At 44.1% G+C, this 17495-nt stretch carries 13 protein-coding genes; 8 read left to right on the forward strand and 5 right to left on the reverse strand.

The features are described from left to right. Nucleotides 1-69: 69 nt before the first annotated feature. The 3 genes from nuoC to ndhC form a co-directional block, all read right to left on the reverse strand. Nucleotides 70-1845 carry an NADH-quinone oxidoreductase subunit C/D gene (nuoC, locus tag CIK80_RS03890; protein ID WP_062844009.1) on the reverse strand — a complete coding sequence of 592 codons (1776 nt, stop codon included), beginning with the start codon at nucleotides 1843-1845 and terminating at the stop codon, nucleotides 70-72. 131 nt (nucleotides 1846-1976) lie between these two features. Continuing rightward, nucleotides 1977-2645 (reverse strand): NADH-quinone oxidoreductase subunit B, encoded by a 669-nt coding sequence (locus CIK80_RS03895; protein WP_062844008.1) that lies wholly within the window; start codon nucleotides 2643-2645, stop codon nucleotides 1977-1979. 183 nt (nucleotides 2646-2828) lie between these two features. After that, a complete protein-coding gene (gene ndhC / locus CIK80_RS03900; RefSeq protein ID WP_095568945.1) occupies nucleotides 2829-3452 on the reverse strand; it encodes an NADH-quinone oxidoreductase subunit A in 624 nt (207 codons plus the stop codon). Nucleotides 3453-4263: 811 nt separating this feature from the next. On the opposite strand from ndhC, the gene CIK80_RS03905 reads away from it, so the two are divergent. The 5 genes from CIK80_RS03905 (at nucleotide 4264) to argB (ending at nucleotide 11378) form a co-directional block, all read left to right on the forward strand. Next, complete coding sequence (locus CIK80_RS03905) at nucleotides 4264-6297, forward strand: UvrD-helicase domain-containing protein (RefSeq protein WP_062844006.1); 2034 nt, start codon at nucleotides 4264-4266, stop codon at nucleotides 6295-6297. 112 nt (nucleotides 6298-6409) lie between these two features. After that, nucleotides 6410-7813, forward strand: a complete 1404-nt coding sequence (gene mgtE, locus CIK80_RS03910) for a magnesium transporter (RefSeq protein WP_084387244.1) — start codon at nucleotides 6410-6412, stop codon at nucleotides 7811-7813. 87 nt (nucleotides 7814-7900) lie between these two features. After that, nucleotides 7901-8365, forward strand: a complete 465-nt coding sequence (gene dut / locus CIK80_RS03915; RefSeq protein ID WP_095568946.1) for a dUTP diphosphatase — start codon at nucleotides 7901-7903, stop codon at nucleotides 8363-8365. A gap of 203 nt (nucleotides 8366-8568) precedes the next feature. Then, a complete protein-coding gene (locus tag CIK80_RS03920; RefSeq protein WP_095568947.1) occupies nucleotides 8569-10284 on the forward strand; it encodes a phosphomannomutase in 1716 nt (571 codons plus the stop codon). Between the two features lie 182 nt (nucleotides 10285-10466). Continuing rightward, a complete protein-coding gene (gene argB / locus CIK80_RS03925) occupies nucleotides 10467-11378 on the forward strand; it encodes an acetylglutamate kinase (protein WP_095568948.1) in 912 nt (303 codons plus the stop codon). A 93-nt stretch (nucleotides 11379-11471) separates the two neighbouring features. Here the strand turns inward: argB and CIK80_RS03930 are convergent, their stop codons facing one another. Then, nucleotides 11472-11831, reverse strand: coding sequence for a hypothetical protein (locus CIK80_RS03930; RefSeq protein WP_062844002.1), 360 nt, complete (start codon nucleotides 11829-11831; stop codon nucleotides 11472-11474). A gap of 105 nt (nucleotides 11832-11936) precedes the next feature. Next, nucleotides 11937-12308 carry an arsenate reductase gene (locus tag CIK80_RS03935; RefSeq protein ID WP_095568949.1) on the reverse strand — a complete coding sequence of 124 codons (372 nt, stop codon included), beginning with the start codon at nucleotides 12306-12308 and terminating at the stop codon, nucleotides 11937-11939. A gap of 216 nt (nucleotides 12309-12524) precedes the next feature. Between CIK80_RS03935 and leuS the strand changes: the two genes are divergently transcribed. The 3 genes from leuS to holA all read left to right on the forward strand — a co-directional run bounded on the left by leuS (nucleotide 12525) and on the right by holA (nucleotide 17245). Then, entirely contained in the window at nucleotides 12525-15254 is a 2730-nt protein-coding gene (gene leuS, locus CIK80_RS03940; protein WP_095568950.1) for a leucine--tRNA ligase, read from the forward strand. Nucleotides 15255-15365: 111 nt separating this feature from the next. Continuing rightward, a complete protein-coding gene (locus CIK80_RS03945) occupies nucleotides 15366-16085 on the forward strand; it encodes a hypothetical protein (RefSeq protein ID WP_095568951.1) in 720 nt (239 codons plus the stop codon). A gap of 83 nt (nucleotides 16086-16168) precedes the next feature. Beyond that, entirely contained in the window at nucleotides 16169-17245 is a 1077-nt protein-coding gene (gene holA, locus CIK80_RS03950; protein WP_095568952.1) for a DNA polymerase III subunit delta, read from the forward strand. The last annotated feature ends 250 nt before the right edge of the window (nucleotides 17246-17495 follow it).

Consider the following 17495-nt stretch of genomic DNA (forward strand, 5'->3'; position numbering starts at 1 on the left):
ATAGACTTTATTTATTAACTACAATACTTAGCAAGCTGTGTCAGATAACTACGATTTCAATGAAATATATTAGCGATCACAATCTGCCATCACGATATCAATCGATGCCAAATACATAATGGCGTCAGATACCAGCGAGCCATTAATCACCGATGGCATCTGCTGCAAATGTGCAAATGTCGGCGTACGAATACGGGTACGGTAGCTCATGGTGGCTTTGTCTGATGTGATGTAATAGCTGTTTAGACCTTTGGTCGCCTCTACAATCGTTGCGCACTCGCCCGCTGGCATCACAGGACCCCACGATACCGAGATAAAGTGATTGATTAATGTTTCAATGTCGTTCAGTGTACGGTCTTTTGGTGGTGGCACAGCGAGTGGATGGTCGGCTTTATAAGGACCTTGTGGCATATTATCCATACATTGGCGAATGATGCGCAGTGACTGACGCATCTCCTCGACTTTTACCATACAGCGGTCATAAGCATCACCGTTATAGCCTACTGGTATTTCAAAGTCGTAATTCTCGTAGCCCATATATGGACGTGCTTTACGCAGATCAAAATCCAAACCCGTTGCACGCAAGCCAGCACCCGTCACGCCCCACGCCAATGCTTGTTTGGCATTGTATTGCGCCACGCCTTGGGTACGACCTTTTAATACACTGTTTTGTAGAGCGGCTTTGACATACTCATCCAAACGTTTTGGCATCCAGTCCAAAAACTCACGAACCAATCGCTGCCAGCCGCGTGGCAAGTCAGCTGCTGTACCACCGATGCGGAACCATGCTGGATGCATACGATAGCCCGTCACAGCTTCGATGACGTCATACGCTTTTTGACGATCGGTAAACATATAGAATACTGGCGTCATACCGCCAGCATCCTGAATGAACGTACCGACATAGAGTAAGTTATTAGTGATTCGGAAAAACTCGCTCATCATCACACGTATGGTTTCAGCGCGAGGCGGAATCGTGATACCTGCTAGCTTTTCGACCGACATGATGTACGGTAGCTCATTCATCACGCCGCCGAGATAATCAATTCGATCGGTATAAGGAATAAATGAGTGCCAGGTTTGACGCTCAGCCATTTTCTCTGCACCGCGATGGTGATAGCCGATATCAGGAATACAATCAACCACTTCTTCGCCATCAAGCTGTAGTACCAAACGAAAAGCACCGTGAGCCGAGGGATGGTTGGGGCCGATGTTCAAGAACATAAAGTCTTCATCACGACCTGAGCGCTTCATGCCCCATTCTTCTGGCACAAAACGTAGGTTTTCTTGCTCGTATTGTTGCTTGGCTGTGTTCAGGAAGTATGGGGTAAATTCAGTCGCGCGCGCATGGTACTCTTTACGCAAAGGATGACCTTCCCAATATTTTGGTAATAAAATACGCGTCAAATGCGGATGACCCGTAAAGACGATACCGAACATATCCCATACTTCGCGCTCGTACCAGTTGGCATTGGGCCAAATCTGGGTAGCACTAGGCACATTGAGATCTTCTTCACTCAATGCTACTTTGATGCGTACGTCACTATTGCGCTCAAGTGACATCAGGTGATAAAACACCGTAAAGTCACTGTCCGGCATGCCTCCGCGATGCTGGCGCAGGCGCTCATCTATCGCTGATAAATCAAACAGCATGACGTAAGGCTTAGGAAGCTTGCGCAAGAATAAAAGCACATCGAGCAAATCAGCGCGAGCCACCCAAACCGTTGGAATCTCATCCACAGTGTGCTGTATCACAAACTTGCCAGCATACTTCTGCTCCAGCTCTGTGATAACGGCTGGGACAGGCTTAATCTTAGGATCTATGTTTTCGACTACCGTGACCATGAATGATATATTCCTTCATTAATCATAACTGAACTATGTTAATCATAACCGAACTATGATGAGCGTAAGCATACTAGCCCTTCTAGTGATTGTTTATTATTGAGGCAATTTGCTTGCTCAATACCAGATGACTAAATACTGTCTGGGCTGCGTAAGTTTTTGACCGCGATACGATCTGCTTGCTTACGGTCACGTTCAGGCGTCATTTGAGGCTGATAAATACCTTGTTCATTGACATGAATACCCAACGGACGACGCTCTTTGGTGATGGACTCTTGTAGCAACATTAGACCTTGAATCAAGGCCTCTGGACGCGGTGGACAGCCTGGCACATAAACATCCACTGGAATAATCTTATCAACGCCTTGCACGACAGAATAAATATCATACATACCGCCTGAGTTGGCACAAGCACCCATAGAAATCACCCATTTTGGCTCAAGCATTTGCTCATATAAGCGCTGAATCACGGGCGCCATTTTTACAAAGCAAGTACCAGCCACAATCATGACGTCTGCCTGACGGGGCGAGGCACGAATAACTTCTGCCCCAAAGCGGGATAAATCGTGAACGGCCGTTAAAGTGGTGGCGTATTCGACATAACAGCAAGATGTACCAAAGTTGAATGGCCATAATGAGTGCTTACGCCCCCAATTTGCTGTCGAATGAACGAGGTCTTCTAGACGACCCATAAAGACGTTTTTATTGACTTCGTCTTCGATAGGATCATTGACCGTTTGACTGGTCTGTGCAGGATAGACATCTGCATCAGGGTTGGCTTTTGTTAATGTGTATTTCATAACATACAACCTTTTTATTAGGCCTAGCGTGACAAGCATCTTGCCATCACCACTGCCTTAACTTCTATTATGAATAAATGGTCATCAATACAAATGTAGTATACAAACAGGATTTTTTGATCATACCCTCACCGTCCATCTGTCCAAGCTACTAGAAGCTTAGACAAAGACAGGCAAAAGTAGTTAGCGTCCAACGTGATCTTGGGGCACAGACGATACAAAATCCACGGAAGTAACATTACCTGTGGTATTAATATGATCGATATTTTTTAAGTGAAGACGATTGGTCTCAATGTTATTTGAGACATTAATCTGTCCAGAAGACTGTGCTGGTATCTTGCCTGTCGGATCAACAACCAATTCATCAACGCCATCAAAGCCTGTGATATCTGCCAAATTGAAGCCAGCAGGCGCTGCATATAGACGTGCTTTTTTGCGACGCTTATCAGCAGGTGCCCAGTTCATCGCCCCCAAACTCAACTCGTATATCAAACCGATGATTAAGATGGTAATAAACACAGTGGCAGCGGCGAAGCCAAGCCAGCCTGCTTCTCGTACCGAAACGGCATAAGCATAAAGATAGAGAGCTTCTAGATCGAAGATGACAAAGAAAATCGCCACCAAATAGAATTTGGCAGACAAACGAATACGGGCGTTGCCAGCTCCGACAACACCCGCTTCAAATATCTCTTCTTTTTGTGAGCCCTGAGAACGTCCGCCAAGTAAGCGCGGAACGACCAGCATAAAGACAACTAACCCAATGGCGGCTAGAATAAAAGCAACTGCTGACCAATTAAAAGCAGACATGATAATACGTGCTCCTCACCCAATAGAGTGTTAAGCGCAGCGCAAGTACTGACCTATTCAAGGTCGTCTAGCGACACGCATAACGCAGACGAAAACACAAAGCGACTGTCATTGAGCCACTGTATTTAAGTAACTATTTTAGGTACTGTGCTGGTAATAACCAATTATCAGACTTATCAACGACGATGTCAGACGTGACCAACTAGACATATTCCGGTACGCACACGGATAAATGGCTGGTCGTCTAACGCATCTCATAACAACGTAAGATCAACGTATTAAATCAATATCATATCCGATAGTTTATTTAATTGATTTAATAGCTCATTACACGTGGTTAATAATGACGTGACAACTGGCATAAATTATTTACGTACTATACGCATTTTGGCACTTAAAAGCTAGTTTTTAACTGTATTGAACGGTCACTTTATATGCAAAAAAACTGTATTTTTTTGCATATAGATTATGATATAGACGTTACCTTATATTAACCCCAAATCCATGCTTTTAACTCGTCGCTCATATCATCGCTTCATAAGACCTTGATCTATTGTCCAATCTCCTGATATCCGTACGCAACTGGTGCCCTAAAGTTATGGTTTTTGCTTTATAATAGCCCACCTAAATTCAATATCTTATGACTATAAAAATATTATTGAGCAAAAATTTCTGCTGCTTTTACTATAAGATTTTTTATTAATCTGTCATCCCAATGCCAATTTTAATGAGATGCGCGATATTTATCTTTACATTTTGAAACGATGCTCTCCGCTCCATCCTTTTTAGTCTTTGTCTTACAGGTCACGTTATGAGTCAACTGAATCCCAAACAACAAGAAGCCATGCTCTACGTCTCCGGTCCATTGCTGGTATTAGCAGGGGCAGGCTCCGGTAAGACGTCTGTTATTACGCGCAAGATTGCCTACCTTATCGAAGAATGCAACATGCCAGCTGAGCGCATCACGGCGGTGACTTTTACCAATAAAGCAGCACGTGAGATGAAAGCCCGTGTCAGCAAATTGTTGCCAAGCGAAAAGATGCGCGGTTTGACGGTCTCTACTTTTCACCAATTTGGTCTACAGTTCTTACGCTACGAGCTTATTCATACCCCGCTAAAGGGCAACTTCTCTATCATGGACAGCGATGACAGTAAGCGTTTGCTGATGGAGCTGATGATGCGCGACAACTTAAGTGGCGCTGAAAGTCGTGAGTTAGTTGGTAAAGCGATCAAGATGATTTCTGATTGGAAAAACGATTTGATTGAACCAGATAAGGCGATGGAAACGTTAGACGACCCAGAAGATATGATTTTTGCGACGCTATATGCTTTATATGAGCGTAATCTGCGCGCTTACAATGCGGTCGATTTTGATGACTTGATTGTATTACCAACAAAAATCCTACGAGAAAATAGAGAGCTGCGAGACAAATGGCAAAATCGCATCCGCTATCTGCTGGTCGATGAGTATCAAGATACCAATACTGCTCAGTATGAAATGATTAAATACTTGGTGGGGCCACAAGGTCGGTTTACGGTTGTGGGCGATGACGACCAATCTATCTATGCGTGGCGCGGTGCCAAACCTGAAAATATGGCATTGCTAAAAGAAGACTTTCCTAAACTAAAAATCGTCATGCTTGAGCAGAACTATCGCTCAACCACGCGTATTTTGACCTCTGCAAATGCGGTCATTCTTAATAATGAGCATTTATTTGAGAAAAAGCTGTGGTCAGACAAAGGACAAGGCGAAAAAATCCGCATCATTAACTGCCGCAATGACGATGATGAATCTGAGCGCGTTGCCAAAGAAATCGTCACTCACAAACTGCGTTTTGGCAACGAATGGGAGCAATATGCCGTTCTTTATCGTAGCAACTTTCAAGCGCGTATGCTAGAGGCACAATTGCGCCAACTCCAAGTGCCTTATAAATTATCGGGTGGTCAGTCGTTCTTTGCGCGTAGTGAAATCAAAGATATCATGGGTTACTTGCGTCTAATTTTGAATCCCGAAGATGACAGTGCGTTTTTGCGTATTATCAATACTCCCAAGCGTGGTATGGGCCCAGCAACGCTAGAAAAGCTTGGCTTGTTTTCGCAAGAGCATAGTATATCGCTACTGGCTTCTTGTACCCATGCTGGTTTGGCACATGTGTTGCCATCAAAAGCGTATGGCACAATCAAAGAGTTTGGTGAGTTTATCGAGCACTATACGCGTGAGCTTGATCAACATCCTGACCCCGTCCCTATCGTCCGTCAAATGATCGATGAGACAGGTTATATTGATTTTGTCCGTAGCGATGCAAAAACGCCGCAGCAAGAAAAAAACCGTATTGATAATATCGATATGCTGTACACCAGTATTCAGTCATTGATCAATCGTGCAGAAGAGGACGAAGACCGAACGATTGACACCATCATTCGTAAGCTGGTCTTGCTGGATATGCTAGAGCAGCAACAAGAAGAAGAGAATACCAATAAAGTCAATCTGATGACGTTGCATGCGGCAAAAGGTTTGGAGTTTGATTACGTTTACATCATGGGACTTGAAGAAGAGATGCTGCCACACCGTAACTCTATTTTGAGCGAGACGATCGAAGAAGAGCGTCGTCTTATGTATGTCGGTATCACCCGTGCTCGCCGCGAGCTAACCCTGACTTTAGCCACTCAGCGCCGAGCTGGTGGTCAGATGCGTGTCACCTCAGAGTCACGATTTTTAGAGGAGCTGCCAGAAGATCATATCGACTGGCCTGCCAAAGCCAAAAAGAAACAAGCGACCAAAGATCCAGCAAAAGTAGCCGATGAATATTTGGCCAATATTCGAGCACTACTTGGCAAACGCTAGTCCAAGCTTTATCAAATACGCACTATTTAATAGAAAAATCAGTAGCGAATTTTTTCAATACTGATTTTTATTTTTGTACTTATTTTCATTTTCTAAAAATACGGGAACCCTTATGTCTACCCCTATGCCTGATCAGGAACGCCCCTCGACGCTACAAGGAGATTACAATCCGGCAGAATACAGTGCTGAATATAAGCTCCTCTACTTGCAGGGTTTGGTTGCTGACAAGGCCTACGATGCCATTACTGAGTTTTTAGAAAAGCAGTCAGAATATGAAATCGCTAGCTTATTAGAATCTTTCCCTCCCCAAAACCGCCTACTGATTTGGGCGCAAGTACCTGAGCATCTTAAAGGTGAAGTACTGGCTGAGCTGGATTTTGATACACGCCAGCCATTGATGGAAAATATTTCATCAAAAGAGATCTCCTTATTTACTCAAGACCTTGATGCACAAGACATCTCCGAGATTTTAGATACGGTCACTGAGAGCGTTCGTACCTCGGTCATGGCCACCTTAGACGAAGACATCCGTATACAGGTCAACAAGCTCGACACTTATGAAGACTGGGAAGTGGGTAGCTATATGGACCCTGACCTGATTCAGGTCAGAGAAGATGTGAGTTTGTTTGAAGTACAAAATTGGCTACGAGAAAACGATGAGTTGCTCGACGATGAAAGCCAAGAGCTGTTGGTGGTCGATCAAAGCCAACAGTTACTTGGACTGCTCAGTTTGGTCGATCTGATTAAACACGATCAAAACACTTTGGTTTCAGAGCTGATTGATCCTGCCATCACGATTAATGATCGCTTAGACATTCAGGATGCCGCCGCGATTTTTCGTTCAGAAGACATTCGTTTTGCCCCTGTCATTAACAGTCATGGTGAGCTGGTTGGTCAATTGAATGGTGAAGACATCATGGAGATTATCCAAGATGATGTCGATAGCACCATGAAAAATCTTGCTGGTGTTAGTCAAGACGAAGAGCTGTTTGCGCCGATTTTGACTAGCGCAAAAAGTCGTAGCATTTGGCTGGGTATTAACTTGGGGACGGCATTACTGGCCGCAGCAGTGATTGGTCAGTTTGAGGCCGTACTAGCAGAGGTGGTCGCGCTTGCCATTCTTATGCCTGTGGTTGCCAGCATGGGCGGTATCGCAGGCTCACAGACGCTTACTGTCGTGATTCGCGGTATGGCCATGGGTCAAATAGGTGGGTCTAACCGTTTATGGCTACTCAACAAAGAGCTGTGGGTTGGCGCGATAAACGGTATCATATGGGCGATAATCATGGCATTTATTGCACAATTATGGTTCCATGATGCTAAAATTAGTGCGGTGATCGGTTTTGCTATTGCAATTAATATGACAGTTGCTAATGTCTCAGGCATCAGTATTCCGTTGTTATTAAAACGTATGAATATCGACCCTGCCCTATCTGCTTCCGTTATCTTGACGACGGTTACCGATATTATTGGCTTTATGTCATTTTTGGGCTTAGCCAGTGTACTGATACTTTAATAAAAATTTGAAACGTCAAGATCCTTATTTTATTTTATTTTATTTTATTTTATTTATAAAACCATTAAATCGTTAAGAGAGTGCGTTATGCAAGCTGTCCAAGTTAAAGTGGTAAATCCTAAAGTCATTGAAGATGAGGCCTTTTCTCTACCCACTCGCGCCACTGATGGTAGTGCCGGTATTGATTTGCGTGCTTGCATTGATGAGCCTTTAACCATTAAGGCAGGTGCCACGCACTTAATAGGAACAGGTCTTGCTGTTTATATCCAAGATCCTAACTATGCAGGCATGATTTTACCGCGCTCAGGTTTGGGTCATAAACATGGTATCGTCTTAGGCAATCTGGTTGGGCTGATTGATGCCGATTATCAAGGCGAACTGATGGTCAGTATTTGGAATCGCAGTCAAGAAGACTTTATTCTCAATCCAGCAGAACGTATGGCGCAGTATGTGGTCGTACCCGTTGCCCGTCCTGAGTTTGAGGTGGTCACAGAATTTAGTGACGAGAGCGCACGCGGTGCAGGTGGTTTCGGTCATTCTGGTCGTCAGTAATTGTCAGTCGTCATCAATGATATTAGCCTGACAATTTACCAGATTAAACAGTGATGACTCATCGTAAAGTGCTAATATTCACGTCGACTCAGTAGTATCACTGAGGTCTTTACCATTATCGCTGGCAGACCTATTGGCTCACAATGATGATTTACAATAATCCGCTACAACAATACAGATTACGCCGATAAGGAGAGTAAGCAATGTCATCTTTTGCTGCGCAGCAATCCTTATTTCGTGCGTACGATATTCGCGGATCATACAAGCTTTTTACGCCTCATTTCATAGAAGCGTTAGGCAGGGCTTTTGCTACTCTCTATACAACTACCTTTAACGACCAAAAAAACACGCACTCTAAACACACTATTATCGTGATGGGCTATGATGTGCGCTGTGGTAGCGACCGTATTGCTCAAGGACTGTCGGACATCTTGACTCAACATGGCATACAAGTTATTCAGCTTGGATTGATCACCACCCCCATGATGGCTTTTTGGGCGCAGCAATATCAGGGTCATGGGATTGTTGTGACAGCCAGTCATTCTGCCAAAGACATTTTAGGTATTAAATGGCTAGTAGACCATAAATCTCCTGATAGCAGACAAATTCAATCTCTTTATCAGCAGCTCATTATCAACGAAACAAAAAGTCGCCTCCGTATTCAAGCAGACCGTCCAGATCAATACGTACCGTTACAGACAATAGATTCAGCCATCAGTCAGAAACCCCTCGATTTGACCAGCGAGCATGTTGCTACAGCTTACATGACCGCCATTACTCAAGTCTTTGCAAAGATTTATCCCTCTGATAAACAAACTGACCACCGCTTGTCTAATAAACTTGATTTGGTGGTTGTGATTGACTGTATGCATGGCGCAACCAGCACGATTGCGCAGCGCTTATTTGAGCGATTTTGCCGACAAGTCATCATGCTCAATGACACACCAGATGGCAGGTTCCCTACTGGCAATCCTGACCCGACTGAGCCTTATCGTCTGCTACAGTTACAGCAGAACGTAATTGTCCATCACGCGGACTTAGGTATGGCGTTCGATGGCGATGGCGACCGCCTGATGATGGTCGATAATAACGGTAACGTTGTCAGCTCTGACCATCTGCTCTATTTATTGGCACAGGTTGCACTGGCTGAACGCCCAAAATCGCTAATAGACTCACTATCCACACCGCAAATCTTATTTGATATCAAGTGCTCTCATCATCTACCGACCTTATTATCCAAGCTTGGCTCGACACCTGTACTCAGCAAAACAGGCAGTAGTTTTATGCGTCAACGCATGCAATCTGCCAATAGCCCCATTATTTTTGCAGGTGAGTTGTCCGGTCACTTTATATTTAACGACAGCCATTTTATTATTTATGATGACGCCATGTACGCCGCTTTACGTTTACTGCATTGGTTATCAGCCATTGATAGCAAACATGCTTTGACCAACATCACTCAATGCTTGCCAGCCATAGTCAGTACAGCAGATCATTACTTGCCAATGCCCAACACTGCTGACCAAGAATGCCCTGTTGTAGAGCAGTTGGCGAGACTTTGTCATTATTTACGCAAACTTGTGGCGACCACGACCGAGAGCGATTTTGGTCATTACCAGTTAGATACGTGTCCGTCGTCACTGTGTGAATGTTCAACAGACAAGCATCACGTAACGCTTGAACAAGCGCGGCATTTACTACCAGTAGGCACAAAGCTGAGCTGCATCGATGGCGTACGTTTAGATTTTGCACACGGTTTTGGCGTACTGCGCCAATCAAATACCAGTCATAATTTGACGGCACGCTTCGCTGGCAATACGTTGGCTGATTTGAAAGACATTCAGGCAAAATTTGCGGCACTGTGTCGCCCATTTGATCAAAATCTGGCAGAGCAGATTTCTGCTATGCCAGCCGAGTAGAGATGCTTTGCACCGTATACAGTGGATTTGCTAGAAAATAAGCACATCTTTTTTATGTTGAACTGACTATATCGTCAATCCAATATAAAATACATACAATTTAGAATTAACGATATAACAGCCAAGATAAAAGAATAACGCTGACAATATCCCCCATTAAAACCCTTCTTGAGGAGCTTGTAATGACGCTTAATTTAGATGATGCCAAAAACACTGCAGAGGTGTTAACCACAGCACTACCTTATATTCAGCGCTTTGTTGATAAACTCATCGTGGTCAAATACGGTGGCAATGCCATGACTGACCCTGAACTTGAAAGCTCATTTGCCCGTGATATCGTCTTGCTAAAAACGGTTGGTATACATCCTGTCGTCGTGCATGGTGGTGGTCCACAAGTTGACAACTTATTAAAAGAGCTGGGACGTCAGTCTGACCGTATCGATGGCATGCGTGTTACAGATAAGAGCACTATGGATATCGTTGAGATGGTGTTGGGCGGTAGTGTCAACAAGTCTATCGTCAGCTTAATCAACAAACATGGTGGTCGTGCCATTGGTTTGACCGGCAAAGATGCGAATTTGATTCAAGCAAAAAAACTTATGATGGAAAAAATCGGTAACGACGGTATTGCCGTACCAATAGATTTAGGGTTTGTCGGTGACGTTGTGAGTGTCAATAAAGACGTGATCAATATGCTCATTGCTTCTGACTTTATCCCCGTTATCGCCCCGCTTGGCGTTGATAAAGAAGGCAATACTTACAATATCAATGCTGATTTGGTCGCAGGTAAAGTGGCTGAGTTTCTACAAGCAGAGAAGCTGATGCTCCTCACCAATATTAAAGGCGTACTCGGCCGTGATGGCGAAGTAGTGACTGGACTCACACCCAAAAAAGTCGATGCTTTAATCGAAGATGGTACGATTTCAGGTGGCATGATTCCTAAGATTCAATGTGCGCTTGATGCCGTACGCAGTGGTGTCAAAAGTGCAGTTATCGTTGATGGTCGCGTGCCACATGCTACCTTGCTTGAGATTTTCACCAATGAGGGTGTGGGTACGCTCATCAGTCGTGAGATAGAGACCTCACAGAGTTAGGAAGTTTTTGCAATAATTGATATGAAAAAGCCCAAGCTTGAATGTCCCGCTTGGGCCTTTTTTGTTTGCTAAAATGGACTTATCAAAAATCACTCAATAAGCACAGAACTCAACAGCACTATGGCTGCTGTTGCCATATACTTTCATATGATGATTGCCTTTACGCTGAATAAAATAAGAGTTTTCCTTATCATAGCGATCACCACTCAAGCGCCCATTGGGCCCTGTCACATAAGCGACATTGATTTGATCGTCGCCCACATTACGAATGATTAAGTTCTGATCTGGCATGAGCCACAAACGAAACACTTTCCCATCCCTGATATTGCCAGTAAAGCTACCGCAATAACTGTCTTTTGCAAAAGTTATCTTAGTGGATGAATCAGCTGCCTGCACACTAGTCACCATTAAAGGTGCGACTGCCAAAGCCGCTACTATTAACAATTTTTTCATCGTCTTATCCTCGTCATTGAACACACTTAACTACTGAACATAATTCTATTAAAAGTAGCATAAGTTATAATGAGCAAAAGGCATAGCTTATTTATGAAAATTTTATTAACGAAAACTGGTATCGAATACTGCTTCATCATAACCGCATAAAAGTATTGGCTCATTTTTATCCTCGAGCGAACCTTCTACTATGGGACGCTTAATCATACTGGTGTTTTCAACCAGTAGCTCAATGGCATTGTCTACGCTGGTGTCAGCCGCTTGCTTTTGATGGTCATCCAGTTTACGCCACGTCGTACCGCGCTTATTCAGTACTTTATCAATACCAAGCTCATTAACCCAGCGCTGTACCGTTTCTTTATCGATACCTTGTTTTTTATAGTCATGAAACTCATAGCTGACGCCTAGTTCATCCAGCTTTTTAAATGCTTTTTTCATCGTGCTACAAGACTTTATACCGTAAATGGTGATGGTCATATTTACTCCAAATCAATACTATTATTTATAAGAATGCCTCTTCATTATACCTAAGACTGACCACAGGTAGACATAAGGTCTCTGCTATCGCATGTTTAGCTGTGAACCTGATAAGCAAATACATCATATCGTCGCAATTTTTGCCAAATTACGCTATGCTATGGCATTGTCAAATTCCACCTATTTTTATCAGTATTAACCAATTCCGAGCCGACTATGAGCAATGCCGTGACAGCAGACCAATCTAATACTAACAACAGCCCTATCAGCGCAAATGACACTTCTAATAACAGCACCCAGTATCAGCCACAACTGATCGAAGCCGCGCAGCAGGCTAAATGGGCAAATGATAAGCGCTATGAAGTGGGCAATGAGCCAAGCGATAAGCCAAGTCGTTACATGCTGTCGATGTTCCCGTACCCAAGCGGCAAGCTGCACATGGGCCACGTACGTAACTATACCATCTCTGATGTGTTAAGCCGTTATTACCGCCTCAAAGGCTATGAAGTCATGCAGCCAATGGGTTGGGATGGTTTTGGTTTGCCAGCAGAAAACGCGGCGATTGCCAATCAGACCCCGCCTGCGGCATGGACGTTTGCCAATATTGATAACATGCGCGCGCAGCTAAAATTACTCGGCTTATCGATCGACTGGTCACGTGAATTTGCTACCTGTAGCCCTGAGTATTATCAGTGGGAGCAGTGGTTGTTTTTACAGTTGTACAAAAAAGGCTTGGTCTATAAAAAGCTTTCTACTGTTAACTGGGATCCGGTTGATAATACCGTGTTAGCAAACGAGCAAGTCATTGATGGTAAAGGCTGGCGTAGTGGTGCGCCAGTCGAAAAACGCGACATTCCTATGTATTATTTCAATATCACCGATTATGCTGATGAGCTGTTGGATGATTTGGATCAACTAGAGGGTCATTGGCCGTCTGAAGTATTGACCATGCAGCGTAACTGGATTGGTCGTAGTTCAGGTATGGAAGTACACTTCCCTTATGAGCTTGCTGGCCAAGAAAACACATTAGACGTCTTCACCACTCGTCCTGATACTTTGATGGGTGTGACTTATGTGGCCGTCGCAGCAGAGCATCCGCTTGCACAGTACGCTTCTGAAAAAGATGACACAATCGCGCAGTTCTGTGCCTTATGCAAAAAAGGTTCAGTGGCTGAAGCGGATCTTGCCAAAGCCGAGAAAATCGGTATGGATACAGGTCTTACGGTCACGCATCCTTTGACTGGTGAAGAAGTGCCAGTTTGGGTGGCCAACTATGTGTTGATGAGTTATGGCTCAGGCGCGGTTATGGCGGTACCTGCTCATGACGAACGTGATTATGAGTTTGCAACCAAATACAACTTACCTATTAAACAAGTGATCGATATTCCAAACGGTTATTTTGATGAGATAGAAGCCGAGGCAAAGGCAGATGATACTGCGGCCAATCTTGCTTATACTGAACGTAATACCTTGGTTAACTCAGGTGAATTCGACGGGTTAGATTTTGAGCAGGCGTTCGACGCAATGCTAGCCAAACTTGAACCACAAGACTTGGCTAAGAAAAAAATCCAATATCGTCTGCGTGATTGGGGCGTATCGCGCCAGCGTTATTGGGGCTGCCCTATCCCAATGGTCAACTGTGAGCATTGTGGTACAGTTCCTGTCGAAGAGCAAGATTTGCCCGTTGTATTGCCAACGGATGTCGTTCCTGATGGCCGTGGTAACCCGCTCAAAAATATCCCAGAGTTTGTAAACACGACTTGCCCAAAATGTGGCAACCCTGCTGAGCGCGAAACCGATACCTTTGATACCTTTGTCGAGTCAAGCTGGTACTATGCCCGCTTTGCCAGTCCGAACGACGCGCAAAACATGGTCAACAAATCTGCCGCCAACAAATGGCTGCCTGTCGATCAATATATCGGCGGCGTAGAACATGCCGTCATGCACCTGCTTTATGCGCGTTTCTTTCACAAGCTAATGCGTGATGAAAACTTAGTATCAGGCAATGAGCCGTTTGCAAACTTGATGACCCAAGGTATGGTGCTCGCTGGTACGTTCTATCGTGTCAATGCGGATGGTAGTACGACGTACTATTTTGCAGAAGACATCGACATTGAATTCGATGAGCGCGGACAACCCATTAAAGCGTTATTAAAAGCAGATGGACAGCCTGTGACGATTGGCAAAATTGAGAAAATGTCTAAATCAAAAAACAACGGTGTTGATCCACAGCTTACCATCGATAAATATGGCGCTGACACAGTACGCTTGTACACGTTATTTACCGCACCTGCTGACCAAACGCTTGAATGGTCAGATGACGCGTTAAAAGGCCCTTACAACTTTGTGAAAAAAATGTGGCGCATTGCAACTGAACACATGCAAGCACTTGCTGATGCAAACTTAAGCCTTGATGCGCTAAACAATAACGCCTTGAATACAGACGATTTGAGCAAAGAAGCCAAAAACTTGCGCCGTAAAACACATGAGACCATTGCCAAGATTGATAATGATTTGGGCGATCGTTTGGCATTGAATACGCCAGTGTCTAGCTTGATGGAGCTTTCTAATGAGCTTGCAAGTTTCAAGGCCAGTAGTGAGCAAGACTTGCGAGTACAACACGAAGCCTTGGTTGATTTGCTAACTATGTTATCTGTCTATGCGCCGCACGTGGGCGAGCATTTACTTGAAGCGCTTGGTCTTGAGAGTAGCGCCCTAACTTACCCAGCTGTTGATGAAAGTGCGCTCGTACAAGATACAATTACGATGGTGGTACAGGTCAATGGTAAGATGCGCGGTAAGATGGATGTGGCACCGAACAGCGATCCTGAGCAACTAAAAGTACAAGCACGTACAATGGAAAGTGTGGCAAAATTCATTACGGGCGACATCAAAAAAGAAATCGTCGTTCCTAATAAATTGGTAAATATCGTGGTTGCAGGCTAAGTACTCTAATTGAGAAGTACTTTGATTAATAAGTACTTTAAAATAAGTGCATTGAGCTGAGTATTTTAGTCTTGGCTCTCTAAGCCTTCTTAACATTTAAGGATAGCGATTATGTGGTATAAGCAGAGAGCTGGGCAGTCACCTCATATCAAATTGAGCAAACCCGCCAATCTTGCCAAATCATCAAGCAGACAGAAACTAGCAGCCGCTCTATTTGCTGCCTTGCCTATGTTTACTGTCGTTGGTGCAACCGCAGGGCTTAGTGGCTGCGGTTTTCAGCTTCGTGGGTATGATTCTCCGATGTTGTTTGATGCAGCCAAAACAGCAGTGATTATTGAGGATAACAGAATCTCGTTTCCTCTCAAATTACCTTTAACAAGCCGTCTAGAAACATTAGGTGTCGATGTTATCGATAACATGACTGTCTCTGATGTGGCGGCGAATAATAAGAACATCAGTGCTGATCCAATTGCTGCCATCAATATCAGTAACGTCCGTTTTAAACGTTATGAGCTGGTGGGTGTTTTGACAGAAATACGCTTGGTATTGTCAGCCAATGTGACTTACCAAACGACTGAAAATGGCAAACCCGTCACCTTAACCAACCCGATTCAAGTCGAACGTAGCTATCAGTATAATGAAGCCTCGGTCAGTACAGACGATCTACAGGGTGATCAGATTCGTGATTGGCTCTATGATAGTTTAGCGCGCCGCATCACGGATCAGTATGTCGCTATCTCCTTACCCAAAGTGACTTCGAACGGTGCTAGCAAACCGATACCCGTTAGTGATAACGTAGGTTCGACAACTGTTGTAATACCAGATTCTTAATGTTTCACGTTTATTTTTATCAACCTGCGTCTCTCTAATTAATGTTTCACGTTTATTTTTATCAACCTGCGTCTCTCTAATTTATGCAAGATACCTTTATACAAGCCTATCCAAAACTACTGCAATCTTCTGTTGTGGTAGCAGGCTTGTGGCTGGCTCATGGAGATGAGCCGCTGTTGAGTCAATGGCTTATTGATGCATTACGTCCACACTGGCGAGCGCAAAACTACGCCGTCAAACGTATCGAGCTGATATCAGTCAAGAGTTGGCAAGAGGTATTATCAGAGCTTGGCAGTCAATCTCTATTTGATGATGCCAGCGCATTAATCGTGACCGGCAATCATAAACCAGACAAAGGTGTGATTGAGGCGTTAGAACGTTTTGCCCAAGAAGCACAAACAGGCGCACATACTCATAGCGTGTTATGGCTAACGCCAAAGCAAGACAAGCGCAGTCAGAGTAGCAAGTGGTTTGCGCCATTTGCTCAATATGGTCACGTGATTGACTGTAATTTATACAACGAGCAGCAACGACAACAGTTATTACAAATACAAGCCCAGCAATTTGGATTACGCTTGTCACAAGAAGCGTGGCAGCTACTTATGTCCCATACTGAGCATCATCTGTTGAGCGCTTATCAAACCTTATGGCGACTGTCCTATTTATTTGCGCCGCAACTTGTCAGTCAAAATAAAGATGCTTTGCAAACAAGTCGTACATTGAACCAGCCTGATAATAGTGTGGCGCTGGACATTAATGACTTGCAAGCAGCCTTGGTCAGTGATGCCCAATTTAGCGTGTTTGATTTATCAGACGCCATGCTGATGGGCAACAGCGCCCAAGTGGCAAAGATTATGTTTCAGCTTAGAGCCACAGATGAGCCAACGACCTTGGTATTATGGGCAATCAGTAAAGACATGCGTCAAGTCATACAATTGATGGATGGACAAGACCCGCAAGCGCTTGGCATTTGGCGTAGCAAACAAGGATTGTATCAACAAGCTTGTCGCAGGCAGTCAAAAGTACAAACTGCCGAGTGGCCCGCCCTACTTTATCGTTGTGACCAAGCCATCAAAGGGCTTATTCGCCAGCCTGCATGGGAGTTACTATTGCAAGCTGCACTTGAGCTGGCAGGAAAGCGTTTGTTTATAAAACGATAACTGCCATTTTACTCCTCTCGCTATCTTTGAATTTCTACTGACTCTCTTGTACAACCACTCCCTTAGCAACCCCGCCTATACTAATATTATTTTCTTAATGCTTACGGTAATTGGCTTATTAAAATCTAGTGCGACGCCTGTTTTGCTGCTGCATCCTTACTTTGTCTCACGCTACCTTAACCTTTCTTAAACTAATTCCCATTCCCTTTTGCTGATGAAGCCTCTACTATAGCTACATTTGATTTAATTG

It is taken from the genome of Psychrobacter sp. JB193 (assembly GCF_002285555.1).
In the GTDB taxonomy this organism is placed as follows: domain Bacteria; phylum Pseudomonadota; class Gammaproteobacteria; order Pseudomonadales; family Moraxellaceae; genus Psychrobacter; species Psychrobacter alimentarius.

Bases quoted from the DNA above. Each gene is read 5' to 3' on its own strand.
- CIK80_RS03930 (WP_062844002.1), bottom strand. From the start codon at position 11,831: ATGAAAAAATTGTTAATAGTAGCGGCTTTGGCAGTCGCACCTTTAATG.
- dut (WP_095568946.1), top strand. From the start codon at position 7,901: ATGCAAGCTGTCCAAGTTAAAGTGGTAAATCCTAAAGTCATTGAAGAT.
- CIK80_RS03895 (WP_062844008.1), bottom strand. From the start codon at position 2,645: ATGAAATACACATTAACAAAAGCCAACCCTGATGCAGATGTCTATCCT.
- holA (WP_095568952.1), top strand. From the start codon at position 16,169: ATGCAAGATACCTTTATACAAGCCTATCCAAAACTACTGCAATCTTCT.
- CIK80_RS03945 (WP_095568951.1), top strand. From the start codon at position 15,366: ATGTGGTATAAGCAGAGAGCTGGGCAGTCACCTCATATCAAATTGAGC.
- CIK80_RS03920 (WP_095568947.1), top strand. From the start codon at position 8,569: ATGTCATCTTTTGCTGCGCAGCAATCCTTATTTCGTGCGTACGATATT.
- CIK80_RS03905 (WP_062844006.1), top strand. From the start codon at position 4,264: ATGAGTCAACTGAATCCCAAACAACAAGAAGCCATGCTCTACGTCTCC.
- argB (WP_095568948.1), top strand. From the start codon at position 10,467: ATGACGCTTAATTTAGATGATGCCAAAAACACTGCAGAGGTGTTAACC.
- CIK80_RS03935 (WP_095568949.1), bottom strand. From the start codon at position 12,308: ATGACCATCACCATTTACGGTATAAAGTCTTGTAGCACGATGAAAAAA.
- leuS (WP_095568950.1), top strand. From the start codon at position 12,525: ATGAGCAATGCCGTGACAGCAGACCAATCTAATACTAACAACAGCCCT.
- ndhC (WP_095568945.1), bottom strand. From the start codon at position 3,452: ATGTCTGCTTTTAATTGGTCAGCAGTTGCTTTTATTCTAGCCGCCATT.
- mgtE (WP_084387244.1), top strand. From the start codon at position 6,410: ATGTCTACCCCTATGCCTGATCAGGAACGCCCCTCGACGCTACAAGGA.
- nuoC (WP_062844009.1), bottom strand. From the start codon at position 1,845: ATGGTCACGGTAGTCGAAAACATAGATCCTAAGATTAAGCCTGTCCCA.